Here is a 24376-nt window from a genome sequence, read left to right on the forward strand (position 1 = left end):
GTCACAACTGCGATTCGACGGGCAGCACCCGCACCAGCAGCGCGACGGCCCGGCGGAACCGCGTGGCCCCGGGCTCGCTCCCCGCATCGGCCGCCGAGGTCCCGTCATCCCAGACCAGGCGCCGGCCCGCCAGCCGCACCCGCCAACTGCGCGCCCCCGTGGCCAGCCGGGCAAAGTGCCGCCGCGCCAGCCGCGCCAGTGCCGGCTGGCGTGTCAGCACGCCCATTTCCGTGTTCAGGTTGGCCGAACGCGGGTCCAGGTTGAACGACCCCACGAACACCGCCCGCCCATCCACCACCACCGCCTTGGTATGCAGGCTGGCCCCGCGCGAGCCAAAAACGCCGGCCGAACCCTCGGCGCTGTGCTTCAGTTCATAGACCTCGACCCCCGCCGCGATCAGCCGGGCGCGGTAGCGGGCGTAGCCGCCGTGCACCGCGATCACATCGGTCGCGGCCAGGGAATTGGTGATGACCGCGACCCGCACCCCGGCGCCGACCAGCCCCATCAACTGCGTCGCCGCCGCCTGCCCGGGGACGAAATAGGGGGAGATCAGCAGCACCTCCCGCCGTGCCGCGGCGAACAACTCCTCCAGCACCGGGGCGACGGCGCTGCCGGCCAGGCCCGCGGCCTTGTCCGGCGGGTCGGCCAGGATCTCGATGGCGTCGGGGTCGATGTCCAGCATCCGCCGCCCGGCCCGGTCGGGGGCGTCGAGGAAGATCTTGGCCTCACGCGTGACGGACAACCGTTCCAGCCGGCGGCGCAGGCGGCGCAACCGGCGGGGGCCGGAGCGGATGCGCAGCGCCTCGATCGGCTGGGACAGGGGGCTGGCCCAGAACGCCTCGAACACCGCCGCGGCGTCGGCGGCCGCGTGGGATTCGGCGACCACGTCCAGGTCGCGGAAGTTGAAATCATCCGAGGCATCGAAGTAGCGGTTGCCGATGTTCCGCCCGCCGCAGATCACCACCCGTCCGTCGGCGATCCAGGCCTTGTTGTGCATCCGCCGGTTCAGGTGCCAGTTGCCGAAGGCGATTTCCAGCAACAGGCCCCAGCGGCCCCAGCGGCGCCAGCGCGTGGCGTTGAAACGCCGCATCTGCACCATCGGGTGGCCGTTCAGCGCGGTCAGCCCATAGGTGCGGTTCAGCGCGAACATGTCATCCATCAGGATCCGCACGCGCACGCCGCGGTCGGCGGCCTTCAGGGCCTCCCGCGCCAGCAACCGGCCGGTCAGGTCGCCCTGCCAGATGTAATATTGCAGGTCGAGCGTGTGCTGCGCCCCGCGCGCCGCCGCGACCCGGGAGGCGAAGGCATCCAGCCCATCGGCCAGCAGCGCGATGCGCCCAGGCTCTCCCGGCGGCACCTCCGTCCGCGGCAGGAGGGCCGCTTCGGTCATGCCGCCGCCGAGCCCGTTTCCGCCGCGGCCGCGACGTCGATCCGCGCCCAGATCGGCAGATGGTCCGATGCCAGCCGCGCCAGGGGGCTGTCATGCACATGCGTCGCCGCGACCAGCCCGCGCGGATGGCCGAGCACCTGGTCCAGCGCCAGGAAGGGCAGGCGCGAGGGGAAGCTCGGCACCGGGTGGCCGAAGGGGCCGAACATCGGCTCCAGCACCGCCAGGGAGGAGGCGATGCCCGGGCGCCATTCGTTCATGTCGCCCAGCAGAAGGGTCGGCATCGCGGGGGCGTCGCGCACCGCGGTCAGGATGGCCTCCGCCTGGCGCAGGCGGTGGCGCCGCAGCAGCCCCAGGTGGGCGGCCACGACCCGCAAGGGACCGCCATCCAGCGCCAGGTCCACGATCAGCGCGCCGCGGGGTTCGGCGCCGGGCAAGGCCAGGCGCCGCACCCGCGTCGCCCGCCCGCCGCGCACCAGCAGCGCATTGCCGTGCCAGCCATGCCCGCCATCGACGGGCGAGGCCGGGATCAGGGTCAGCCCGGCATGGCGTTCCAGATGCGCGAGGTCCAGCAACCCGGCCCGGTGGCCGAAGCGGCGGTCGGCTTCCTGCAACGCCACCACATCCGCGCCCAGTTCGGCGATGACATCGGCCACCCGGCGCGGGTCGAAGCGCTTATCCATGCCGACGCATTTGTGGATGTTGTAGGAGGCGGCGATCAGACCCTCACGCGGGGCGGCCGGGCGATGCGCCGCGTTCAGGGCGCGGCGGGCCAGCGCACCCTCAAGCATGCGCAGGGCGCCACGCACCTGGTCGGGCAGGCGGTGGGGGCGCGGGGTGGCTTCGGCAGGCGTGGTCGTATCGAAAGGCGGCATGAACGGTCCATCTTCGCGGCGCACCGCCGGATGCTGCGGCACATGGGGCCATGGCATGGCCCCGCCAAGGCTCCAACGGCGTGGAGGCGCCGCGGTTGGCATCAGATGCGGCTCCATAGTTTGCGGGTGAGGAAAAGTGCCAGCAAGCCCTCGATCCCCGTGACCACCCCGGCGGTCTGGGCACCGAACATATTGGCCATCAGCCCGACATTGACGAAGCCGATGGGGCCGAGGCCGATGCAGACCGATTGCAGCCCCAGCACCCGGCTGCGCAGGCCGGGCGGCGAGGAGAGGTAGATCAGCGTGGCCTGCATGATCGAAAACCCCGCCTGCCCCGCCCCGGTCACCACCAGCGCCGCCCCGGCCAGCGCCGGATGCGGCACCAGCACGAAGACCGTCAGCATGACGAGATACACCACGACGCCGGACATGAAGCAGCGCCGGTAATCCGCCGGCCGGACCCAGGCCGCGATGACGAAGACCCCGACCAGGGCGCCGATCCCGTCCATCGAGGAGAGCAGGCCGATGGCGCTCGGCCCCAGGCCCAGGTGGTCCTGGGCGATCACCGGGACCAGGCTGGTGAAGGGCCAGCCGAAGACGTTGAAGATGATGGTCACGACCATGGTGCCGGTCAGCCGCGGGTCGGCCCGCACCGCCGCCAGCCCGACCGCGATCCGGGCCGCGACCCCCGTCTCGGGTGCCGCGGCGACTCCGCTGCGGGCGCGCAGCGTCACGGCCGCGACCAGCGCCACCAGGTAGAAGCCGATCCCGGCCAGGAAAGCGCCCTGCACCCCCAGGAGCGCGAAGAGCACCCCGGACAGGCCCGGCCCGACCATGCGGCTGGCATTGTTGCTGCCGACATCGGCCGACATGGCGCGGGCCATGCGCGACGGCCCCGCGACCTGGCCGATCAGCATGCGCCGCACGGGGCTGTCGGCCGCCCAGGCGACGCCGCTGACGAAGCTGGACAGCGCCAGGTGCCAGACCTCCAGCAGCCCGGCGCTGGTCAGCACCGCCAGCACGGCCGAGGTCGCGACGCTGACGCAGAGGATGCCGATCAGCGCGCGGAACAGTTCCAGCCGTTCGGCCAGGGCGCCGAGGAAGGCGCCGAACAGCCCCATCGGCAGGACCCGCAGCATCACCATCATGGAGACGAGCAGGGGCGATCCTGTGCGGTCGTAGACGAAAAGGCTGACGGCCAGCATCTCAAGCCAGCGGACCAGCGAGATCATCAGCCCGACCAGCCAGAGGCGTAGGAAGTCTGGGTCGCGGGCAAGCGGCGACCCGCTGGCCGGGTTCAAGATGGTGGTTTCCTCACGCCGCGGATCGTGGCGCGGATGGGCGGGCGCGTCGATGGCGCCACCCGCCCCCAGGGGGCTGAAAATGAACGCGGACCGGGGAAAAAGGGCCGCTGGCTGGGGGACCTGGATTCGAACCAAGACTGTCCGAGTCAGAGTCGGAAGTTCTACCGTTAAACTATCCCCCACCAGGGACGCCGGGCGATTAGCATGTGACTTCCGCGGCCGCAACCGACCCGCCGGGAAACAATCGCCGGCGCGGTGTTTCAACCGCATTGCAACAAACCCCTTGCCCCGGGGCGCGGGCGGCCCGACTCTGTGGACAAGATGTCGTATCCCCCGCCGTCCGTAACCTCCGTGCCGACACGGGCAGCCGCTTCGCCGGCGGCCTTCGCGGCGCTCGACCTCGGGACCAACAACTGCCGGCTGCTGGTGGCGGCCCCCGCGGGGCCGGGGGGATTCCGCGTCGTCGATAGTTTCAGCCGCGCCGTCCGGCTGGGCGAAGGGCTGGAAAGTTCCGGCCTGCTGTCCGATGCCGCGATGGACCGTGCCGTGGCGGCGCTGGAAGCCTGCGCCCAGAAACTGAGCCGCCGGCCGATTCGCGGGCTGGATGCCGTCGCGACGGAAGCCTGCCGCCGCGCCAGCAACGGCCACATCTTCCTGGCCCGCGCCCGCGCCGCGACCGGGCTGCCGATCCGCATCATCGGCGCGCGGGAGGAAGCGGCCCTTGCCATGGCGTCCTGCGCGCCCCTGCTGAACCCGACCGACCGGCGCGCGCTGCTGTTCGACATCGGCGGCGGCAGCACCGAGATCGCCTGGGTCCGCGCCGGCACCAGCGAGCAGCCGGCCGAATTGATCGGATACACCACCATGCCGCTGGGCGTGGTGACCCTGGCCGAACGGGCCGGCGCATCCTGCTTCACGCCGGAGGGGTTCGAGGCCGTGGCGGCCGAGGTCGCCACCGAACTCGTGCGCTTCGATGCCGTGCATTCCATCGGGCGGGAGATCGCGGCCGGCGGCGTGCGGATGATCGGCACATCGGGCACCGTCACCACCCTGGCCGGGGTCGCGCTGTCCCTGCCCCGGTATTCGCGCAGCGCCGTCGATGGCCAGGTGATCGGCATGGTCGAGGCCGACCAGGCGCTGGCGGAACTGTTCCGCCTGGGGCGCGCCGGCCTGTCCGCGCATCCCTGCGTCGGGCCGGAGCGGGTGGATTTCGTGCTGCCAGGCTGCGCGGTCTTCGCCGCGATCCGCCGGGTCTGGCCCACCGCAACGGTGACCGTCGCCGATCGGGGGTTGCGTGAGGGCATGCTGTTGCGGTTGATGCGGGCCACACCACCCCGAAAGCGCTGAGATATGGCCAAGCAGGGCCCGCCCGCAGGCAGTGGCCGCATGTTGGGCACACGGCTGAAGACCGCCAAAGGCCGAACCACCGCGAGCCAGTCCTGGCTGACGCGGCAATTGAACGACCCGTATGTGGTGGCAGCCAAGGCCGCCGGGCTGCGGTCGCGCGCCGCCTTCAAGATCACCGGGCTGGATGAACGCTTCCATCTGTTCAAGCCGGGGCTGCGGGTCGTCGACCTCGGCGCCGCGCCGGGCGGCTGGACGCAGGTGGCGGTGGCCCGCGTCGGCGACCGTGGCCGGGTCGTGGCGCTGGACATCCTGCCGATGGACCCGGTGCCGGGGGCAATCGTGCTGCAGGGCGATTTCGAGGAGGAGGCGACCGAGACCGCCGTGCTGGCGGCGCTGGATGGCCAGGCCGACCTCGTCCTGTCCGACATGGCGCCGAATACCACGGGGCACACGGCGACGGACCATTTGCGCATCATCGGGCTGGTCGAACTGGCGTTGGGCTTTGCCGAACAGGTGCTGGCCCCGGGTGGCGCCTTCGTCGCCAAGGTGTTTGCCGGCGGGACCGAGAAGGACCTGCTGACGCGGATGAAGCGCAGTTTTGCCGAGGTGAAACACGCCAAGCCCCCCGCCAGCCGCAAGGACAGCGCCGAGATGTTCGTGGTCGCCAAGGGGTTTCGTCGCCCGGCCTGACACTTGGGCCTGTGGAGAATTGGCTTCGGGCGCGTTCGGCGGCGCTTTTCCGCGCCTGCCGCGTTGGGTTCGCTTGCCGATGAACCGCATCGGCCGCGCAAACCCGCCTTGCAGCCACGAAAAATCGCTCGCCGACCGCATCCCGAGCCAAATCTCCACAGCCCTAATCCGGCATCAGGCAGCGGGGGATGCGTTTTCGCCCCCCGGCGATGACGAGGGCGCGGCCGTAGAGGGTCAGCAGGCCCTTTGGGACCTTCCGCCAGTCGCTCAAGACCCGTTCGAGGACGCCGTTGATGAGGCGTTGGACGGTTTCGGACAAATCGGGATTGGGCAGCAGCCAGGACGGGCCGCGCAGCGCCGACAGGAAGCCCAGGCGGCGGGCGGTGGTGATCAGCGCCAGGCCCTTGCTGCGGCAAGCACGCTGGCAGGCACGGCAGATGTAGTGCTCCAGCGCCGCCAGGCCCGGCAGGCATTTCGGGTCGGCCAGCAGGTGCAGCAGCTTGGCCCAGAGGTGCCGCAGGGTCAGGCGGCGGAAATGGCGGGCGACCGTGCCGGGTTTGCCGAAGTCTTCGGGCAGGTCTTTCCAGGGGTTGCGGGTGGTGGCGGCCCAGAACATGCCATCGACCCGGGCGCGCAGGGTCTTCACCGGGCGGCCGGCGCCGAGCCAGAGGACATGCGGGCGCAGCGCGTCCCATTCCGGGTCGGTCATCGGGGTCCAGGGACGGATGGGCGTGTAATGGCGCTGCATGCGCCAGACTAGGCTTGTTTTCCTTTTTTAGTCAAGGAAAATCAGCCTATTGCTTGCACCGGCATCCGGAAGGTGAAGCAGGTCGCAGCGGGGGTCGACGTTACGCCCAGGGTGCCGCCATGGGCGCGGGCGATGCCCGAGGCGATATAGAGCCCGAGGCCCAGGCCGCTCCGGTTCCGCTGGGCGCCGGCCCGGAAGAAGGGCTGGAACAGGTGGCCCAATACCTCCGGCGGGATGGGCGTGCCCGCGTTGGTGACCTGGAGCCCAAAGACGCCCTTTTCCACCCAGGCGCGCACATGCACCGGCTGGTCGGCATCGCCATGGGTCAGGGCATTGGCCAGCAGGTTGGACAGCAACTGGCCGATGCGGACATGGTCGCAATCCACCGGCGCGCCGATGTTCACATCGGCCTGGATCACGCGGCCCGGCCAGGCGAAGCGGGTTTCCTCGATCAGCGCCGCCAGGGTCGGGGCCAGGGGGCCGGCGGGGGTGCGGTCCACCGGCAGGCCATCGCCCAGGCGTTCGCGGGTAAAGTCCATGACCTGGGTGATGAGACCCGCCATCCGCTGCGCGCTGCGTTCGACAACGCCGATCAGCATGTCCTCATCCAGCCCCGGCGGCTTTTCGCCCATGAGGCGCATGGCGGAGACGATGGCCGCCAGGGGATTGCGCAGGTCGTGGCCGAGGATGGCGATGAACTCCTCGCGCAATTCGGCGTCGCGCTGCTTCACCCGCAGGCTTGCCTCGGCCGTGGCCATCCGGTCCTCGGAATCGAGGTTGAAGGCGATCAACTGGGTCATCAACCGGAACAGGTCGATGATCTCCGGCGTATTGACCCGCGCGGGCTGGACGTCGATGGCGCAGAGCGTGCCGAAGAAGCGGCCGTCGCGGTGCAGGATCGGCACGGAGATGTAGCTCTGGATGCCATACATCGCGGGGATGGGGTGGTCGCGATAGACCACGTCCTCGGCCACATCGTCGAAGACGACCTCGACCCCGCTGCGCCGGACGGTGTCACAGAAGGTTTTCTGGATTTCGAGCTCGCTGCCGGGCTTCAGGCCGAAATTGATGCCGTCCCGCACGCCGCAAGCGACCCAGCGCGCTTCGGTGACGCGGGCGATGGCGGCGAAGCCCATGCCGGTGGCGCGGCAGACGAGTTCAAGGATGGTGGGGACGGCATCGATACGGGCGACAGCCGCGATCGCGGACGGGATGTCATCGCCGATCATGGGCAAGGCATCGGCCGGGGCGAGTGTTGCTGACATCGTATTGAAAGGTTCCGTGGCGGCGTCCGGAAACAGGATAGTCCGGCGCGATGCGGGGTGCCAGGAATGGTGGGTGTTAAGACATGGTTAAGTTGCGCGCTGGAGAGGGCTTTGCCCCCTCCACACCTCCCCCACCAAGGGGCCGTGGCCCCTTGGAACCCACGGCGTTTGGCAAGAGAAAGAGAGGGGCGTCGCGGAACCGCGATTGATCAAGGGCGCCCCATGCCCCTCTCTTTCTCTTGCCAATACATCGCGTCGGTCCAGGGGCGGCGGCCCCTGGTGGGGAGAGTTTGAGAGGGGCAAAGCCCCTTTCAAGGTGCAACATCGCCATGACTTACAAATCCGGCATCACCTCGCCGCCGAGGATGCCGGGGATGATCTCCGGCAACACGCCGCGCCACATCGGTGTGTCGGTCAGCCAGGCGAAGCCGAGCGGCATCAGCAGGCCGAAGCAGGCGGCCAGCACCAGGGTCCGCGGCCAGGGCGCGCGATAGACCAGCAGCCAATAGCCGACGAGGTAGAGGGTGGTCCCGACATAGAGCCCGGCGAAGAAGGACACGGCGAGCACGCCGACCAGCATCGCCAGCACCGCCATCACCGCGCGGCTTTCGCCGGGGCGGTCCTCATCCGGCGGGCGGCGCAGGTCGCCCCAGAGGGCGAGGGCTTGCAGCCCGACCATCAGCGCCAGCGCCCCGGTCACGACCGGCCCGCCGCGCCAGGTGGGGGCGAGGCAGTAGGACAGCAGCCAAGCGAAGAGCGCCAGGTTGAACAGGTTGAACCACAGGCTGCCATTGGCGAAGTTGAAGGTCCTCGCGGAGGCGGCCCGGGCGAGCCGTGGGGCGCGGAACAGCTTGAACAGCGACCACAGCAGCGCGACCAGCGTGCCGCCGGCCAGGGTCAGCGCGACGTTGGAACCGAGCAGGACGGAATGATCGCCCAGCGCCGATTGCAGGGCGGTAAAGTAGTTCCGCTCGATCACGTCGCCGAGGACGAAGCCGACGACCATGCCGATGACGGAAAAGCCAAAACGCCGCAGCAGGTAGGCATAGGCGCCGAGCAGCACCAGGGTGCCGAGGTCCAGCGGGCTGGAGCGCACCGTGTAGGTCGACATCAGCGACATCGCGAGGACCGGTGGTGCCAGCATCGTCATGTCGAAAGACGGCAGGCGGGCGAGCCAGGGCGAGGCCGCGGCGGTCCCGACCGAGGCCACGAGGTTGGACAGCACCAGCCCAAAGACCAGCGCCCAGGCCAGGGGCGCGTGGTTCTGCAGGAACATCGGCCCGGGCTCGATGCCATGGATCTGCCAGGCGGCCAGGACCAGCGCCATTTCCGAATTGCCGGGGATGCCGAACAGAAGCGTCGGGAAGAGGTTGCCGCCTTCCTTCGAATTCGTCGCGGCTTCGGTGGCGACCATCACATCCTCGGCGCCCTTGCCGAGTTTTTCGGGGTTCTTCGTCGTGGCGGCGGCGAGGTTATAGGCCATGAATTGCGCGACGACGCCGCCGACGCCGGGGATCGCGCCAATGACGGTGCCGAGACCGGAGGAGCGGAGCAGGATGCTCCAATGGCGGAAGGGCGCGATCCAGCCGTCGATGGCCTGGCGCTTCCAGTCCTTGGGCACGGGCGGGGGCGGCGGGCCGGTGCGGCGGCCGAAGCGCTGCGGCCATTCCTGGGCGAGTTGTTCGATGCATTCGCCAAGGACCAGCAGGCCCATGACGATGACCACGATCTCCAGCCCATCCAGCAGGTAGGTGGAGCCGAAGGTGAAGCGCGGCACCGGCAGGCGTGGGCCGCCCATGCCGACGACGGCCAGCACCACCCCGGCGCCGACCGAGATCAGCCCCTTGGCGACATTGCCGGTCATGGCCAGGACCAGGGTCACGAGGCCGGCGACGGCGATCCAGAAGGTCTCGGCCGGGCCGAAGGACAGCAGGAAGGGCATGAAGACGGGGATCAGTGCGACCAGAACCACCACCCCGAAGGCCGCGCCGAACCACGACGCGCTGGCGGACAGGTTCAGCGCAAAAACGGCGCGGCCCTGGCGAGTGATCGGGTAGCCCTCGATCATCGTCGCCGCGTTCTGGGCGTTGCCGGGGATGTTGACGATGATGGAGGTGACGGCGCCGCCATTGCCGCCGGCGCCGATGATGCCCGCGAAGAAATACATCGCCTGCATCGGCGACCAGAAATAGGTCAGCGGCAGGAAGACCGAAAGCGCCGTGACCGATTGCAGCCCCGGCAGGACGCCAAAGACGTAGCCGACGATGGAACCGAAGGCCATGAACAGCAGGGCGTCCCAGGTGAAGGCCTGGGACAGGCCCTGCATGAGGGCGTCGCCGTAAAACTCCATCAGGCGGAGAGCCGATCCAGCAGCATCCCCTGCCCCGGTCGCAGCCCGGTGCGGCCGATGGCGACGAGGCTGGCCCAGAGGTCGGCGTGGTTCTGTGCGATGACGGGGCGGCCGAACTCGGCCTCCAACGGCAACACGCATTGCACGGCCGGGAGTTGGCCGGAGGGCATCCAGATCGCGTCGAAGTCCTGGCCGCAGGCGGCGGCGCCGCGGCGGGCGGCATCGGCCAGGGCTGCCGGTGGGACGTCCTGCAGGAAATCGAAATCGGCGGGGACGGTTTCGAGGGCGGCGATGTGCAGGCCCTCGGCTTCCAGATAGGTGCGGATCTGGCCGTTCAGCACGTCGTGGAACGGGGTGACGACCAGGATGCGCCTGGCTTTGAAGGCAGCGAAGGCATCCAGCGCGCAGCGAATGGTGGTCAGGCAGGGGATGCCGGCGGAGGAGGCCGCCATCCGCGCCGTCAGCACGCGATCGTGGCCGGGCCCCTGGGCGACGACGATGGGGCTGGCGACATGCAGGATGACGTCGACGCGGCGCGCGGCGAGGTAGGCCACCGCATCATCCAGTTGCGCCAGGGCCTTCGCATATTCCGATCCGCGCCAGCCCCCCATGCCGAGGGTGATGCCCACCAGCCTGACCCAGGGTGGCGAGGCATCGATGGCATCATGCGCGATGGTTTCGAGGACGGTCGGGCTGATGATGCCGATGCGTGCGAGGTCCACCCTAGAAGGCGGCCCGCAGCGCGGCGGCGTTTTCCTCCAGCAGAACCTTCGCCGCTTCGAGCGAGGCCGGGTAGTCGGCGGCAAAAACCCAGTTCCGTTCCAGGCGGGACTGGGTGACGAAGGCATCCCATTCCGGGCTGGCCACGACCTTGTTCAGGGCCGCGATCAGGCGGTCGCGGATGGCGGCCGGCAGGTTCGGCGGGGCGGCGACGGAGCGCAGCACGGTAACCGGCGCGAAGCGTTGCAGGCCGAGGTCGCCGAGGGCGGGGACGTCCGGCAGGCGGTCGTCGCGGGTCGCATCCCAGGACAGGATCGGGCGGACGCTGTTCTGGGCGATATGATCGGTCCAGAGCGAGGGGCCGAGGGAGGCGACATCCACATCGCCGCGCACATTGGCCAGGACCAGTTCCGGCGGCCCCGCCAGGGTCACGAAGGCGACCTGGAAGCCGAGCGCGCGGCCGAGCAGCGCGCATTGCATCGCCCCCGTCGATACCCCGCCAAACGTGCCGCAGCGCACCGGCTGGGCAGCGCCGCGCATCTGATCCAGCGACTGGAAGCGCGACCGGGCCGAAAGCACCATGGTCTGCGTGCCCGCCGACCAATGGCCAAGCCAGGTCAGGCGCAGGATGTCGAAGGGCTGCGGCTGCACCAGCGCCAGGCCCATCTGCGCGACGGGGTCGCCGACGCCAAGCGTCGCGCCATCGGGGGCGGCGCGGTAGATGCGGTTGTAGCCGGTGGCACCCGGCAGGTTCTGCACCACCACGGGCACGCCCAGTTCCCGGGTCAGCAGGGGGGCGGCGGTGCGGATGTTGCGGTCGGCGAGGGAGCCGGCGGTAAAGGGGACGATGACCTCGATCGGCCGGGTCGGGGTCCAGGTCTGGGCTGTCGCGACACCGGGCAAGACGAGGGCGGCGAGCAGGAAGAGGGCGTGGATCACGGGGCGCGGTCTCCGGTCGGCGGAGCCAGGACGCTGCCGCGCGTCCGCGCCCCCGGCAAGCCCCGGCCGAAGCCGGAAAGCGATCCTTGCGGCAGGGCGCTGCCTGGCAAACGCGCGCCCTGCCCGCCCCGGCGTCACGGGTGGGAGAGGATCACCGCGCGATTGACGTGGTCGTAGGTCACGCTGGCCTTGGGCGGCAGCGGGGCCTGGATTTCCCGGATGAAGGTAAAGGCGGTGTTGGCATAGATGCAGACCATCGTGACCGAGGCCTGGGTCGCGGGGAATTCGTAGTGCAAGCTCCAGGTCGGGCCGGGGCCGCTGCCGGATGCGAAGGGGATGAAGGGCGCGTCGGGCGCGGTGCCGTTCTGGAAGCGGATATCGGCGACGCGGCGATCGGTCGGGCGCAGGACGGATTGCCAGCCGGCCGGGGCGGTGCCGGTGAATTGCTGTGCGACCTCGACCGTGGTCGGGCAATTCGGGAATTGCTGGGCCTGGGCGCTGGTGGCGAAACAGCCGCCCATCGCGAGGGCAATGGCGGTGGACAAGCCGAGCTTATTGGGCGGCATTTCGCGTCTCCTGGGGGGGTTTATGTGCTTTGCGCAGTTTTTTTTGCGCGAAGGTTGAACAGGCTCCACGCAAACGGCAACCGAGGTCAAGACGGCGGCCGTCCGGCGCCCGCCCAGCGAAAACGCACACCATGCCCGCGCCGGGGTCATGCAACCGTGCTTGCGGCAGGCATGGCCAGCGCGTAACAGGGCGCGCCAAGGCACAGTTGCCAGAAAGCCCCGCCATGGCCCCCGATAGCACCCACTCCACCAGTGCCGACCGCACGCCGCTGAATACCCGCAGCCGCGTCACGATCGAGGAGGCCTATGCCTTCGACGACGTGTTGCTGGTCCCGGCCTATTCCCAGGTCCTGCCGTCGCAGACCGATGTGCGCACCCGCCTGACGCGGGAGATCGCGCTGAATATCCCGCTGGTCGCCGCCGCGATGGATACGGTGACCGAATCGAACATGGCGATCGCCATGGCCCAGGCCGGCGGCATCGGCGTCATTCACAAAAATTTCTCGCCGGACGACCAGGCGGCGCAGGTGCGCCGGGTGAAGAAGTTCGAAAGCGGCATGGTGGTGAACCCCATCACCGTCTCGCCCGACCAGACGCTGGCCGATGTCCGCGCCATCCAGCAGCAGCACAACATCAGCGGCTTGCCCGTGGTCGAACCCGGCACCGGCCGCCTGGTCGGCATCGTCACCAGCCGCGACGTGCGTTTCGCGACCGACCCGAATACCCGCGTCTATGAGCTGATGACCCGCGACAAGCTGGTGACGGTGACCGGCGATGTGGAGCGCGAGACGGCGCGGGAACTGCTGCACAAGCACCGCATCGAGAAGCTGCTGGTCGTCGATGACGCCGGGCGCTGCATCGGCCTGATCACCGTCAAGGACATGGAAAAGGCCCAGGCCAACCCCAATGCCGTGAAGGACTCCCTGGGGCGCCTGCGGACCGCCGCCGCGACCGGGACCGGCGAGGACGGCATGATCCGCGCCCGCCTGCTGGTGGCGGCCGAGATCGACGTCATCGTGGTCGATACCGCCCATGGCCATAGCGCCGGGGTGATGCGCGCGGTCGAACTGATCAAGCGCCTGTCCAACACCGTCCAGGTGGTCGCCGGCAATGTCGCGACGCCGGAAGCCTGCGAGGCGCTGATCCAGGCCGGGGCCGATGCGGTAAAAATCGGCATCGGGCCGGGGTCGATCTGCACCACGCGCATCGTCGCCGGCGTCGGCGTGCCGCAATTGACGGCGGTCATGGAATGCGCCGCCGCCTGCCGCGCCCATGGCGTGCCGGCCATCGCCGATGGCGGCGTGCGGACATCGGGCGACATCGCCAAGGCGATCGCCGCCGGGGCCGATTGCGTGATGATGGGCAGCCTGTTCGCCGGTACCGACGAAGCGCCGGGCGAGGTGTTCCTGTATCAGGGCCGTTCCTACAAATCCTATCGCGGCATGGGCAGCCTCGGCGCCATGGCGCGGGGGTCGGCCGACCGGTATTTCCAGGCCGAGGTCACCGACAGCCTGAAACTGGTGCCCGAGGGCGTCGAGGGCCGGGTCGGCTACAAGGGCCCGGTCGGCAATGTCATCCATCAACTGGTCGGCGGGCTGAAATCGGCCATGGGCTATACCGGCAGCGCCGATGTTCCGAGCATGCAGCAGAGCGCGCGCTTCCGCCGCATCACCGGTGCGGGCCTGCGTGAAAGCCACGTGCATGACGTGGCGATCACGCGCGAAGCGCCGAACTACAGGATCGATGGGTGATACGGGTCGCGGTCTTCGACGCCTACGGCACGCTGCTCGACGTTCATTCCGCCATCGCCCGCAATGCCCCCCGGGTCGGCCCGGCGGCGGAGGCCGTGTCCAAGCTGTGGCGCCAGAAGCAGATGGAGGCGTCCTGGGTCCTGTCGGCGACCGGCGCCTATGAGGATTTTTCAGTGGTCACCGAACGGGCGCTGACCTTCGCGCTGCTGACGCATGGGATCCACGACCGGGCGGTGCAGCGCGACTTGCTGGAGGCCTATCGCAGCCTGGACCCCTTTACCGATTCGGTCCCCGTGCTGACGACCTTGCGCGACCGGGGGATGGCGACGGCCATCCTGTCGAATGGCGAACCGGCGATGCTGGCGGCGGGGCTGGCCTCGGCCGGGATCGGCGGGCTGCTGGATGATGTGCTCTCGGTCCATACGTTGCGGCGCTACAAGCCGCATCCCACCGTCTATGCGCTGGTGACGGCGCGTTTCGATTGCCAACCGCATGAGGTCGCCTTCGTGTCATCCAACCCGTGGGATGCCTATGGCGCCGCGCGCTTCGGTTTCAACGCGTTCTGGGTGAACCGGGGGCGGGCGCCGGTGGAGTATTGGCTGGACAGCCTGGCGACCACCCTGCCCGACCTGGCCGCCCTGCCCGCGGCGCTGTCGGCATGACGCCGGCCGCCCGCATCGCCGCCACCGTCGACCTGCTGGTCGCGGTCGAGGACCGGCCGCGCCGCCCGGCCGACGCCACGGTGAATGATTTCTTCCGCGCCCGGCGCTTCATTGGCGCGGGCGACCGGCGGGCGATCGCCGAACGCGCCTTTGGCATCATGCGCCAAAGGCGGCGGCTGGATTGGCACCTGATCCGCTGCAACATGAAGCCGAACGCCCGCGCGCTGGTGATCGCCCATATGGCGTTGAGCGAAGGGGCCGACATGGCCACCATCGCCGCCGGCTTTCCCGGCGGGCAATACGCCGCGACCCCGCTGATCGCGGCGGAAACCCGCATCGCCGGGCAGATGGTCGGCAAGCCCCTGGCCGATCCCTGGATGCCGGAGGAAATCCGCCTCAACCTGCCGGAATGGGCCATCCCCGGGCTGCGCGCGCGCTTCGGCGACGACCTGCCCGCCGCCGCCGCCGGGCTGGATGAGGCCGCGCCGCTCGACCTGCGCGCCAATATCCTGAAGACCACGCGCGACGAGGCCATCGCCGCACTGGCCGCCGAAGGCATCGCCTCCGCCCCCACGTCCCTGTCCCCTTGGGGCATCCGGGTCGACGGCCGACGCGCCGTGACCGCGACCAAGCCCTTCCTGGACGGGCGGATCGAAGTGCAGGACGAAGGCAGCCAGATGGTCGCCCTGCTGGCCGATGCGCGCCCCGGCATGCGCGTCGTCGACTGGTGCGCGGGGGCCGCGGGCAAGACCCTCGCCATGGCCGCGACCATGGGCAACAAGGGCCGGATCGCCGCCTGCGACGTCTCCTCCGTCCGGCTGGTCGGGGCCACCAAGCGCCTGGCCCGCGGCGGCGTGGACAATGCCGAAACCCACCTGATCGAGCCCGGCGACCGCTGGGCCAAGCGCCGCGCCGGCACCTTCGACCGCGTGCTGGTCGATGCCCCCTGCACCGGCACCGGCACCTGGCGCCGCAACCCCGACGCCCGGCTGCGGATGGGCGAGACAGATCTTTCCGAACTCGTCGCGAAACAGTCCGTGATTTTGGAAACCGCCGCAGGACTGGTGCGCCCGGGCGGAAGATTGATCTACGCTACCTGCTCCCTGCTCCCGCAGGAGGATGAGGATCAGGTCAATGGGTTGCTGGCGCGCCGCGCCGAATTCAGCATCGTGCCTCTGGCCAGCCTTTGGCCAGGGCTGCGGCCCGACACGCCCATCCCCTGCCCGGGCGATTTCCTGGTCCTGTCCCCCCATACCCACGGCACCGACGGCTTCTTCTGCGCCGTCCTGGAACGCCGCGCGGACTGACGCGGCGGGGGATGATTGGGGGAGTGGCCCCTTGAGAGGGGCGTTGCCCCTCTCAAACTCTCCCCACCAGGGGCCGCCGCCCCTGGACCGGCGGAGTTTTTGGCGCATTGGAGAGAGGGGCATGTCGTGCCCTCGATGCAGGGCGCGCCTGTGATGCCCCTCTCTCCAATGCGCCAAATCGCGTGGGTTCCAAGGGGCCACGGCCCCTTGGTGGGGGAGGTGTGGAGGGGGCAAAGCCCCTTCCACGGCGCCGCCCTCCCCAATCTTCCCCCCCCCACCGGAGGTCGTTCGTCATGATCGCGATCCGCCGGGCTCGGCCGGAGGATGCGGCGGGGATTGCGGCTGTGCATGTTGCGGCTTGGCGCGCGACCTATGCGGGGATTTTGCCGTATCAGTATTTGGCGGGGTTGGACGCGCGTCGGATTGCCGCGGGGTACATGCGCGACTTGATGGCACGGCGCGACGGGCATGCGATTTTCGTGGCGACCGTGGCGGGTGTGGATCGGCTGGCGGTGGGCGAGGCTGACGTCGGGCCGCAGATCATCGGCTTCTGTTCGGGCGGCCGGGCGCGACGGCATGGTGTCGCGGAGGGCGAGATCGAGACGCTGTACCTGCTGGAGGACTGGCAGGAGCGCGGCATCGGGCGGCGGCTGTTGCGGGCGATGGCGGCGCACCTGGCGGCGATCGGCTGCCGCAGTGCGATGCTGTGGGTGTTGGCGGAGAATCCGACGCGGTTCTTCTACGGGCATTTGCATGGACGGATCGTCGCGACGGACCAGGTGTCGGTGGCGGGCGAGACGAAGGAGCAGCGGGCGGTCCTGTGGGACCCGATCGGGTTGCTGCTGGAGGCGACGGCGAGCACGTCGTGAGGGTCTAGCCCAGACGGATTTGCGCCGTGGCGGCGGAGTGTTCCACGGCGCTGACCAGGGCCTCCACCACCGCATCCTGACGGCGCCCGGCGTGCCAGACGGCACCGAGGCTGCGGCGGGGTGCGTGGCCGGCGAGCGGGCGGATCGCGAGGCCGGCGATGCCGCTGACGGCGGAGGCGGGCAGCAGGCTCGGCCCCAGCCCGGCGCGGACCAGGGCCAGGATGGCGCCGATCCCTTCCAGTTCCGCGGTCAGGCGCAGGGTCAGGCCGAGTGTGGCGAAGGCGGCGTCGGCCGTGTCGCGCAGGCCGAACCCTGGGGGCGGCAGGACCATGCCTTCGGCAGCGAGGTCGGCCAGGTCGAGGGGGGTGTCGTCCTGCGCCAGGCGGTGGCGGGGGGGTAGGACGGCGACGAAGACATCCTCGACCATCGGCTTCCAGACCAGGCGCGGGTCGGTCGGGGGGATGCCGATGAAGCCCAGGTGCTGCCGGCCGTCGATGATCTCGGCCATGATCGGGCCGGACCGAAAACCCATGACGCGCAGGGGGACGGTGGGCCAGTCGCGGCGCCAGCCGACGAGGGCGGTGGAAAACACGCCCTCCAGCAAGGATTGCAGCACGCCGACGCAGAGGGTGGGGTCGCGGCCGCCGTCCAGGCGCTGGACCTCCTGACGCAGGAAGGCGGCTTCGGCGAGGAGGCGTCCGGCGTGCTGGACGAGGAAGCGCCCGGCCTCGGTCAGGGCCACGGGCTGGCGGCCGCGGCGGATGAGTTGGGCGCCGAACTCGGCCTCCAGCACCTGGATCTGGCGGGTCAGGGCGGGCTGGGAGAGGCCGAGTAGATCGGCGGCGCGCCGAAACCCGCCGGCTTCGCTGAGGGCGAGGAAGGAGCGTAGGCGGAGCAGGTTCATGCGGACCTAGGGCGTTTTGGGAGCATTTTGGCGGCAGGCTGATCGGGCGCGGGGCAGATGGGGCGGGGCGGGCCCCGGATTATGCATAAGCGTTATCGGTCGATGCCCACAACACCAGTGTTCGCATCACGGCGGCGACGCATGGTTCCTCATCCAGGGAGCCGCAATACCGATGTCCTTCGCCTTTTCCCGTGCCGATACGAACCTGCTGCAGGGCGTCATCGACATGCACCTGCACACCATGCCCTGCCTGTTCGACCGTCCGCTGGACGATCTGGAGGCGGCCGAGCAGGCGCGCGCCGCCGGGTATCGCGGGCTGGTGCTGAAAAGCATCTACGTCCCCAACGCCGACCGGGTGGAGTTGGTGCGCCGGGTGGTGCCGGGGATCGAGTTGTTCGGCAGCCTGGTGCTGAACCACAGCGTCGGCGGGCTGAACCCGGAGGCGGTGCGTGCCGCCATCGGCTTCGGGATGAAGGTGATGTGGCTGCCGACCGTGCATGCCCAGCATCACAATGATCATTTTGGCATGCCGACCTACCCGTGGCTGGGCCAGCGCGAGGGCACCTTGCCGCAGGTGCCGGTGCCGGGGATCAGGCTGGTCGATGCCGAGGGCGCGCTGAAGCCCGAGGTCGCCGAGATCCTGGCCCTGGCCAAGGCCGCCGACATCGTCACCGGCACCGGCCATATCGCGCTGGACGAGGTTTACGCTGTCGCGCGCGAGGCAAAGCGCATCGGCTACGAGAAACTGGTGCAGACGCATGTCGGCTGGCACGCCACGGACTGGCCGCTCGATGACCTGAAGGCGCTGGCCGACCTCGGCATAAAATTCGAATTCTGCATCAACCCCTGCATGCCCAACCGGCAGCAGCAGAGCCCGCGCAAGCTGACCGACACGATCAAGGCGCTGGGGGTGGAGCGGTGCTTCATCGCCTCCGACCTCGGCCAGCACGACAATGCGCATCCGATCGAGGGCATGCGGATGTGGCTGCGCATCCTGGCGATGCATGGGTTCGCGCAGAACGACATCGACCATCTGGCGCGGCACCACCCGGCGGCGCTGCTCGGCTTGCCGGCGGCCTGAGCCATGTGGCTGCTGCGCCCGGAGCGGATGCTGGATGGCGATGGCGGCGCGTTGCCGCTGGGCAGCGCGTTGCTGGTCGAGGCCGGGCTGATTGTCGCGGTCCTGGGCGCGGGTGATCCGGTGCCGCCGGCGGTCGAGATGGTCCTGGCGCCGGGCTGCACCTTGATGCCCGGGTTGATCGACCTGCACGACTATCTGTCGGTCGACCCGGACCAGCCGGAGCCGATGCGGCAGATGTTCTCGCCCGACCTGGCGCTGCGGCGGCGGGTGGCGCTGCGGCATCTGCGCCGGGATCTGCTGTCGGGCGTGACGACCCAGCGGATCATGGGCGAGGGCGACGGGCTGGATGGCGTCATCGCCGCGGAGTTGCGGGCGGGTGCGTTGGTGGGGCCGGAACTGGCTGTCTCTGGCGCGCCCATCGCGCCAACGGGCAGCCACCAGCAGCGCCCCACGGGCGGGCTGGATACCGAGGAGGCCCTGCTGGGTGCCATCGAGGCCGCCGCGGCGGCGGGCCAGGGCTGGATCAAGCTGGTCGCGACCGGCGGGGTGAATGGCAGCGGCATCGGCCCGACCGACTGTGCCTATGCCCCTGCCCTGCTGCGCCGCGCGACCGAGGCCGCGCATGGGCTCGGGATGCGCGTCGCGGTGGCGGCGCAGGGCGGGCCTGCCGTGCGCGCGGCCGCGGAGGCGGGTGCGGATACGCTGGAACATGGCGCGCTGCTGGACGCCGATGATGTCGCGGCCCTGGCGGCGAATGGCATGGCCTGGGTTCTGACGCCGGGGCGTTTCCTGCGGCCGGATGGGATTCCCTTGGCGGCCGCGCGCAATCCGGCAGTTGCGCAGCGCCTGGCGCGGGTGCGCGGCGCGCTGGCGGAGGCGGTGCCGCTGGCGGTGCGGCTGGGCGTGCGGCTGGGGCTGGGCGCCGACAATATGCATGGGCGCTTTGGCGATGATGTCGGGCAGTTGGTCGCGCTGGGCGCACCGACGGCGGTGGCGATCGCCGCCGCGACGGGCAATGGCGCGGCGATCCTGGGCATGGCGGATCGCGGCTGGCTGCGCGCCGGGCTGCGCGCCGATCTCGTGCTGGTCGATGGCGATCCTTTGCAGGCGCCCGATGCCTTGCAGCGCGTGCGGGCTGTGTTCTGCGGCGAACGTCGCTTGGTGATGGCGGAGATCGGTTGATGTCGGCGCGACGGGATATGGCGGCGCTGTGCCGGTTGATGGCGCATTTTGGGCTGGACGACATCACCTCCACCCATCTGTCGGTCCTGGTGCCGGAGCGCCCGGGGAACTACTTGCTGAACCCTTATGGCATGATGCTGGCCGAGGTGACGCCGGGCGACGCGGTCGAGGTCGATGCCGATGGCAAGATCGTCGATCCCGGCAATGGCTGGCCGCTGAACAAGACCGCCATCGTCATCCACGGCGCGGTGCATCGCGCGCGGCCGGAAGTGGGCGCCGCGATCCATGCGCATACCCATGCGGGCATCGCCGTGGGTGCGCTGCCCGAGGGACTGCTGCCGATCAGCCAATGGGCGATGAAGTTCGTCGAACGCACCGCCTACCACGACTACGACGGCGCCGCCCGCGCGGGTGGGCTGGGCGAGGCGATCGCGCAGGATCTGGGTGCGAACAACCTGGTGATGTTGCTGCGTAACCACGGGACCTTGGCGGTCGGCGATGATGCCGCGGGCGCGTTTATCCGGCTGTATTACCTGGAGCAGGCCTGCAAGTCGCAACTGATGCTGGGCGCGCGCGGCGCGGGCGACCTGGTGATGCCGCCGGCCGAGGTGCGCAGCCGCGCCGGCTTCGAACAGAACCAGGGCACACTGGACCATCGGCGCGACTTTTTGGCGGTCGGGCATCGCGAATGGCCGGCGCTGCTGCGGCTGCTGGATCGCACCCAGCCGGGATGGGATGCATGAGCCTGGGGATCGGCATCGACATCGGCGGCACCTTCACGGATTTCGCGCTGGAATGGCGGCGCGACGATAATCTGCTGCGCCATACGTTGAAGTTGCCGACCACGACGCGCGCGCCGGAAAAGGCGGTGCTGGAGGGACTGCCGCAACTGCTGGCGATGGCCGGGGCGACGCCGGGCGATGTCACGCGCTTGGTGCATGGCACGACCTTGGCGACGAATGCACTGATCGAACGGCGGGGCGCGCGCACGGCGTTCCTGACCACCGAGGGATTTCGCGACGTGCTGGCGACCGGCAATGAAAGCCGCGCGGCGCAATACGAATTGTTCTACCGCAAGCCGGCGCCGCTGGTGCCGCGCCGCTGGCGGCTGCCCGTCGGTGGGCGGATCGGTGCGGCGGGCCAGGTGTTGGCGCCCTTGGACGAGGCCGTGATCATCCGCCACGCCGCCGATATGGCGGCTGGTGGCATCGAGAGCGTGGCGGTCGGCTACCTGCATGCCTATGCCGCGCCGGCGCAGGAACGGCGCACGCGCGAGTTGTTGGCCACAGTCCTGCCCGGCGTGCCGGTCAGCCTTTCCTGTGAGGTCAGCCCGGAAATCCGCGAATACGAGCGGTTCTGCACGACCGTCGCGAATGCCTATGTGCAGCCGATCGTCGCGGCCTATCTGCGCCGGCTTGAGGCGGGGTTGCGGGCCCAGGGGTTTGGCGTGGCGATGCTGCTGATGCTGTCCTCGGGCGGGTTGGCGACGGTGGAAACGGCGATGCGCTTTCCCGTGCGGCTGCTGGAAAGCGGGCCGGCGGGTGGTGCGGTGTTCGCGGCGCGTATTGCGCGCGATGCGGGTTTGCCGCGCGCGCTGGCCTTCGACATGGGCGGCACGACCGCAAAACTTTGCTTGTTGGAAGATGGCGTGCCGCGCACGGACCGGGTGTTCGAGGTGGACCGCACCTACCGCTTCGCCAAGGGCAGCGGCATGCCGGTGCGGGTGCCGGTGGTCGAGTTGGTGGAGATCGGCGCCGGGGGCGGTTCCATCGCGCGCGTGGACGCGACCGGGCGGCTGGCAGTCGGGCCGGAAAGCGCGGGATCGGAGCCGGGGCCTGCGTGTTTCGCGCGTGGCGGGACGGCGCCGACGGTCAGCGATGCGAATCTGGTTCTGGGTCGGCTGGCCGCGGAGGGGTTTGCCGGCGGGCGCATGCGCCTGGATGCGGCGGCGGCGGGTGCTGCGCTGCTGACCCTGGCGCCGGACCGCGCGGCCGCCGATCTGGCTGTGGCCGTCACCGAAGTTGTGGAATCGGCTATGGCCGCCGCCGCGCGGGTGCATGCGGCGGAACGGGGTGCGGGGTTGGAGGATCGTGTGCTGGTTGCCTTCGGCGGTGGCGCGCCGTTGCATGCATTGCGCCTGGCGCGGCGGCTGGGGGTGACGCGGGTGATCGTGCCGGCCGGGGCGGGTGTGGGCTCGGCCTTCGGGTTTTTGTGGGCCAACCCGTCGTATGAGGCCGTGCGCGGCTATCCGGGCGCCGTGGCGGCATTGGATATGCCGGCGCTGGAGGCTGCGTTCCTGGCGCTTGCCGCCGAGGCCGAGGCGGTGGTGGCCCCTGCCCTGGCGGCCGGTGCCGCATTGCAGACGCGGCGCAGCGCGCAATTGCGCTATCGCGGCCAGGGGCAGGAGGTGAGCGTGCCGCTGCCGGCGGATGCGCCGAGCGTGGCGATGCTCGAAGCCGCGTTCCTGGCGGCCTATACCGCGCAATATGGCGCGCCGATCCCCGGGGTTGGGGTGGAGTTGGTCGCGATCGCCGTCACTGTTTCCGGGCCGCCGGAAGCCTCGGCCATGGCACCGTCCAAGCCGGTGGCGCAGGCGGTCCATGGGGTCGCGACGCGATGGATGCGTGATCCCGATGGCGGGGCGATGCAATGCCCGGTGCTGGCGCGGGATGCCCTGGTTGCTGGCGCCCATGCCGTGGGACCGCTGCTGGTGGTCGAGGATGCGACGACCACCGTGATCCCCGCGGGCTGCACGCTGCATGTCGATGCGCGCGGGCATCTGGTGATCGATCTGCCGGACGCGCAGGGCGAGGCGCTGGCCGCATGATCGCTGATCTGTCCACGCAACTCGCCTGGGACCGGCTGATCGCGCTGGCTGAGGAACAGGCGCAGGCGCTGCTGCGTTCCGCGTTCTCGACGACGGTGCGGGAGGCGGGAGATTTGTCCGCCGGTGTCTTCGATCCGCAAGGGCGCATGCTGGCGCAGGCGGTGACGGGCACGCCGGGTCATGTGAATTCGATGGCCGAGAGCATCCGGCATTTCATCGCGGCCTATCCCATCGCGTCGATGCGGGAGGGAGATCACTACGTCAGCAACGACCCCTGGCTGACGTCGGGCCATCTGCACGACATCACCGTGGTCACGCCCGCGTTTCACCAGGGGCAATGCGTGGCGCTCTTCGCCTGCGCCTGCCACCAGGTGGATATCGGCGGCCTGGGCCAGGGTCCTGATGGGCGCAGCATCTTTGAGGAAGGCATCCGCCTGCCGATCCTGCGCCTGGCGCGGGATGGCGTATTCGATGCGACCTTGATGGCGATCCTGCGCGCGAATGTGCGCAGGCCGTTCGAGGTTGAGGGCGATATCCGATCCTACTGCGCCGCGAATGCGGCATCGGGGCGCGCGCTGGCGGCGATGCTGGCGCAGCAGGGCATGGCCGACCTGGATGCGCTGGGCGATGAAATCCTGCTTCGCTCGCGCCGCGCGACGGAGGCGGCGATTGCGGCCCTGCCACAAGGAAGTTGGACCTCGCGGCTGCGCTTGGACGGTGTCGCGGGGCGACCCATCGAACTGGCCTGCCGCGTCAGCATTCTGGGCGGCGAGGTTCTGGTCGATTTCGCCGGCACATCGCCCGCGGTGCCGCGCGGGGTGAATGTCGTGCTGCCCTACACGCGCGCCTATGCGGCGTTTGGCGTGAAAACGGTGGTGGCGCCGGATGTGCCGAACAATGCGGGTTCGTTGGCGCCGATCCGGGTGGAGGCACCGCTCGGCAGCGTGTTGAACGCGCAGGATCCGGCGCCCGTCGCGGCGCGGCATGTCGTGGGGCAGTTCCTGCCGGATGCGGTGTTTGCCTGCCTGGCGCAGGCGATGCCGCGGCGCGTGCCGGCGGCGGGGTCGTCGGTATTGTGGACGGTGCAGTTGCGCGGCGGGCCGGAGGTTGTCGATGCCGACGGCCACCAGGGCGTGACGCCGTTCGAGACTGTGTTCTTCAACAGCGGCGGCACCGGCGGACGGCCGGGCATGGATGGGCTGGACGGCACCGCCTTCCCCGCTGGCGTCAAAGCCGTGCCGATTGAGGTTGTGGAGGCCAATGCCCCCGTCGTCGTCTGGCGCAAGGAACTGCGACCGGGATCGGGCGGCGTCGGAGAATTCCGTGGCGGGCACGGGCAGGTTGTCGAGGTTGCGTCGCTGAACCCGGCCGAGCCGATGGCCGTGCTGGCGATGTTCGAACGATGCGACAACCCGGCCGAGGGCGCGGCCGGTGGCAAGCCGGGTGCCGCCGGATCGGTGCGACTGTCATCCGGCGTGGCTCTGGCCGGCAAGGGTTTGCAGGTGGTCCCCGCCGGTCAGCGGCTTGTGTTGGAACTGCCCGGCGGCGGCGGCTGGGGCGACCCCGCCGCGCGGGTGGAGGCGGATGATGGGTTGGACTGAC

Annotated in this window: 21 protein-coding genes and 1 tRNA gene; 11 read left to right on the plus strand and 11 right to left on the minus strand. The window is 69.9% G+C overall.

Annotated elements, in window-relative coordinates:
• Window position 1: 1 nt before the first annotated feature.
• From ACQW02_RS13520 to ACQW02_RS13535, 4 genes are all read right to left on the minus strand, one after another.
• Window positions 2–1390 carry a phospholipase D family protein gene (locus ACQW02_RS13520; protein ID WP_431285763.1) on the minus strand — a complete coding sequence of 463 codons (1389 nt, stop codon included), beginning with the start codon at window positions 1388–1390 and terminating at the stop codon, window positions 2–4.
• Window positions 1387–2262: an endonuclease/exonuclease/phosphatase family protein gene (locus ACQW02_RS13525; RefSeq protein WP_431285764.1), complete on the minus strand. Its 876-nt coding sequence runs from the start codon at window positions 2260–2262 to the stop codon at window positions 1387–1389. The genes ACQW02_RS13520 and ACQW02_RS13525 overlap by 4 nt, the downstream gene beginning before the upstream one ends.
• 101 nt (window positions 2263–2363) lie before the next feature.
• Entirely contained in the window at window positions 2364–3563 is a 1200-nt protein-coding gene (locus tag ACQW02_RS13530) for an MFS transporter (RefSeq protein ID WP_431285765.1), read from the minus strand.
• 111 nt (window positions 3564–3674) lie between these two features.
• Window positions 3675–3748: transfer RNA gene (locus ACQW02_RS13535), tRNA-Gln, on the minus strand.
• A gap of 169 nt (window positions 3749–3917) precedes the next feature.
• Between ACQW02_RS13535 and ACQW02_RS13540 the strand changes: the two genes are divergently transcribed.
• Both ACQW02_RS13540 and ACQW02_RS13545 read left to right on the plus strand, forming a co-directional pair.
• Window positions 3918–4913, plus strand: a complete 996-nt coding sequence (locus ACQW02_RS13540; RefSeq protein WP_431285766.1) for a Ppx/GppA phosphatase family protein — start codon at window positions 3918–3920, stop codon at window positions 4911–4913.
• 3 nt (window positions 4914–4916) lie between these two features.
• A complete protein-coding gene (locus ACQW02_RS13545; protein WP_431285767.1) occupies window positions 4917–5603 on the plus strand; it encodes an RlmE family RNA methyltransferase in 687 nt (228 codons plus the stop codon).
• 163 nt (window positions 5604–5766) lie between these two features.
• Here ACQW02_RS13545 and ACQW02_RS13550 read toward each other — a convergent pair whose 3' ends face one another.
• The 6 genes from ACQW02_RS13550 to ACQW02_RS13575 all read right to left on the minus strand — a co-directional run bounded on the left by ACQW02_RS13550 (window position 5767) and on the right by ACQW02_RS13575 (window position 12191).
• A complete protein-coding gene (locus ACQW02_RS13550) occupies window positions 5767–6351 on the minus strand; it encodes a transposase (protein ID WP_431285768.1) in 585 nt (194 codons plus the stop codon).
• Window positions 6352–6392: 41 nt separating this feature from the next.
• Window positions 6393–7616 carry a GAF domain-containing sensor histidine kinase gene (locus tag ACQW02_RS13555; RefSeq protein ID WP_431285769.1) on the minus strand — a complete coding sequence of 408 codons (1224 nt, stop codon included), beginning with the start codon at window positions 7614–7616 and terminating at the stop codon, window positions 6393–6395.
• Between the two features lie 334 nt (window positions 7617–7950).
• Window positions 7951–9966 (minus strand): tripartite tricarboxylate transporter permease, encoded by a 2016-nt coding sequence (locus tag ACQW02_RS13560; protein ID WP_431285770.1) that lies wholly within the window; start codon window positions 9964–9966, stop codon window positions 7951–7953.
• On the minus strand, window positions 9966–10688 hold the full coding sequence (locus ACQW02_RS13565; RefSeq protein ID WP_431285771.1) for a hypothetical protein: 723 nt from the start codon (window positions 10686–10688) through the stop codon (window positions 9966–9968). The genes ACQW02_RS13560 and ACQW02_RS13565 overlap by 1 nt, the downstream gene beginning before the upstream one ends.
• Before the next feature lies 1 nt (window position 10689).
• Window positions 10690–11625 carry a tripartite tricarboxylate transporter substrate binding protein gene (locus ACQW02_RS13570; protein WP_431285772.1) on the minus strand — a complete coding sequence of 312 codons (936 nt, stop codon included), beginning with the start codon at window positions 11623–11625 and terminating at the stop codon, window positions 10690–10692.
• 134 nt (window positions 11626–11759) lie between these two features.
• Window positions 11760–12191 carry an STY0301 family protein gene (locus ACQW02_RS13575; RefSeq protein ID WP_431285773.1) on the minus strand — a complete coding sequence of 144 codons (432 nt, stop codon included), beginning with the start codon at window positions 12189–12191 and terminating at the stop codon, window positions 11760–11762.
• Between the two features lie 224 nt (window positions 12192–12415).
• Here ACQW02_RS13575 and guaB point away from each other — a divergent pair, with 224 nt between their 5' ends.
• The 4 genes from guaB (at window position 12416) to ACQW02_RS13595 (ending at window position 16780) form a co-directional block, all read left to right on the plus strand.
• The gene (gene guaB / locus ACQW02_RS13580; protein WP_431285774.1) at window positions 12416–13942 is read left to right on the plus strand and encodes an IMP dehydrogenase; all 1527 of its coding nucleotides are present in this window, start codon (window positions 12416–12418) and stop codon (window positions 13940–13942) included.
• Window positions 13939–14604: a haloacid dehalogenase type II gene (locus ACQW02_RS13585; RefSeq protein ID WP_431285775.1), complete on the plus strand. Its 666-nt coding sequence runs from the start codon at window positions 13939–13941 to the stop codon at window positions 14602–14604. Before guaB ends, ACQW02_RS13585 begins: the two co-directional genes overlap by 4 nt.
• The gene (locus ACQW02_RS13590; RefSeq protein WP_431285776.1) at window positions 14601–15911 is read left to right on the plus strand and encodes an RsmB/NOP family class I SAM-dependent RNA methyltransferase; all 1311 of its coding nucleotides are present in this window, start codon (window positions 14601–14603) and stop codon (window positions 15909–15911) included. Before ACQW02_RS13585 ends, ACQW02_RS13590 begins: the two co-directional genes overlap by 4 nt.
• A 293-nt stretch (window positions 15912–16204) precedes the next feature.
• Window positions 16205–16780, plus strand: coding sequence for a GNAT family N-acetyltransferase (locus tag ACQW02_RS13595; protein ID WP_431285777.1), 576 nt, complete (start codon window positions 16205–16207; stop codon window positions 16778–16780).
• A 4-nt stretch (window positions 16781–16784) separates the two neighbouring features.
• On the opposite strand, the gene ACQW02_RS13600 is transcribed toward ACQW02_RS13595, so the two are convergent.
• Complete coding sequence (locus tag ACQW02_RS13600; protein WP_431285778.1) at window positions 16785–17684, minus strand: LysR family transcriptional regulator; 900 nt, start codon at window positions 17682–17684, stop codon at window positions 16785–16787.
• Between the two features lie 172 nt (window positions 17685–17856).
• Here ACQW02_RS13600 and ACQW02_RS13605 point away from each other — a divergent pair, with 172 nt between their 5' ends.
• The 5 genes from ACQW02_RS13605 to ACQW02_RS13625 are packed head-to-tail and all read left to right on the plus strand — an operon-like array spanning window position 17857 to window position 24375.
• Window positions 17857–18765 (plus strand): DUF6282 family protein, encoded by a 909-nt coding sequence (locus ACQW02_RS13605; protein WP_431285779.1) that lies wholly within the window; start codon window positions 17857–17859, stop codon window positions 18763–18765.
• Window positions 18766–18768: 3 nt separating this feature from the next.
• Window positions 18769–19947, plus strand: a complete 1179-nt coding sequence (locus tag ACQW02_RS13610; protein WP_431285780.1) for an amidohydrolase family protein — start codon at window positions 18769–18771, stop codon at window positions 19945–19947.
• Window positions 19947–20690 (plus strand): class II aldolase/adducin family protein, encoded by a 744-nt coding sequence (locus ACQW02_RS13615; RefSeq protein ID WP_431285781.1) that lies wholly within the window; start codon window positions 19947–19949, stop codon window positions 20688–20690. The genes ACQW02_RS13610 and ACQW02_RS13615 overlap by 1 nt, the downstream gene beginning before the upstream one ends.
• Complete coding sequence (locus tag ACQW02_RS13620) at window positions 20687–22774, plus strand: hydantoinase/oxoprolinase family protein (RefSeq protein WP_431285782.1); 2088 nt, start codon at window positions 20687–20689, stop codon at window positions 22772–22774. The genes ACQW02_RS13615 and ACQW02_RS13620 overlap by 4 nt, the downstream gene beginning before the upstream one ends.
• Window positions 22771–24375: a hydantoinase B/oxoprolinase family protein gene (locus tag ACQW02_RS13625; RefSeq protein ID WP_431285783.1), complete on the plus strand. Its 1605-nt coding sequence runs from the start codon at window positions 22771–22773 to the stop codon at window positions 24373–24375. Before ACQW02_RS13620 ends, ACQW02_RS13625 begins: the two co-directional genes overlap by 4 nt.
• Window position 24376 lies beyond the last annotated feature (1 nt).

The organism is Humitalea sp. 24SJ18S-53 (assembly GCF_050632385.1).
GTDB lineage: Bacteria > Pseudomonadota > Alphaproteobacteria > Acetobacterales > Acetobacteraceae > Humitalea.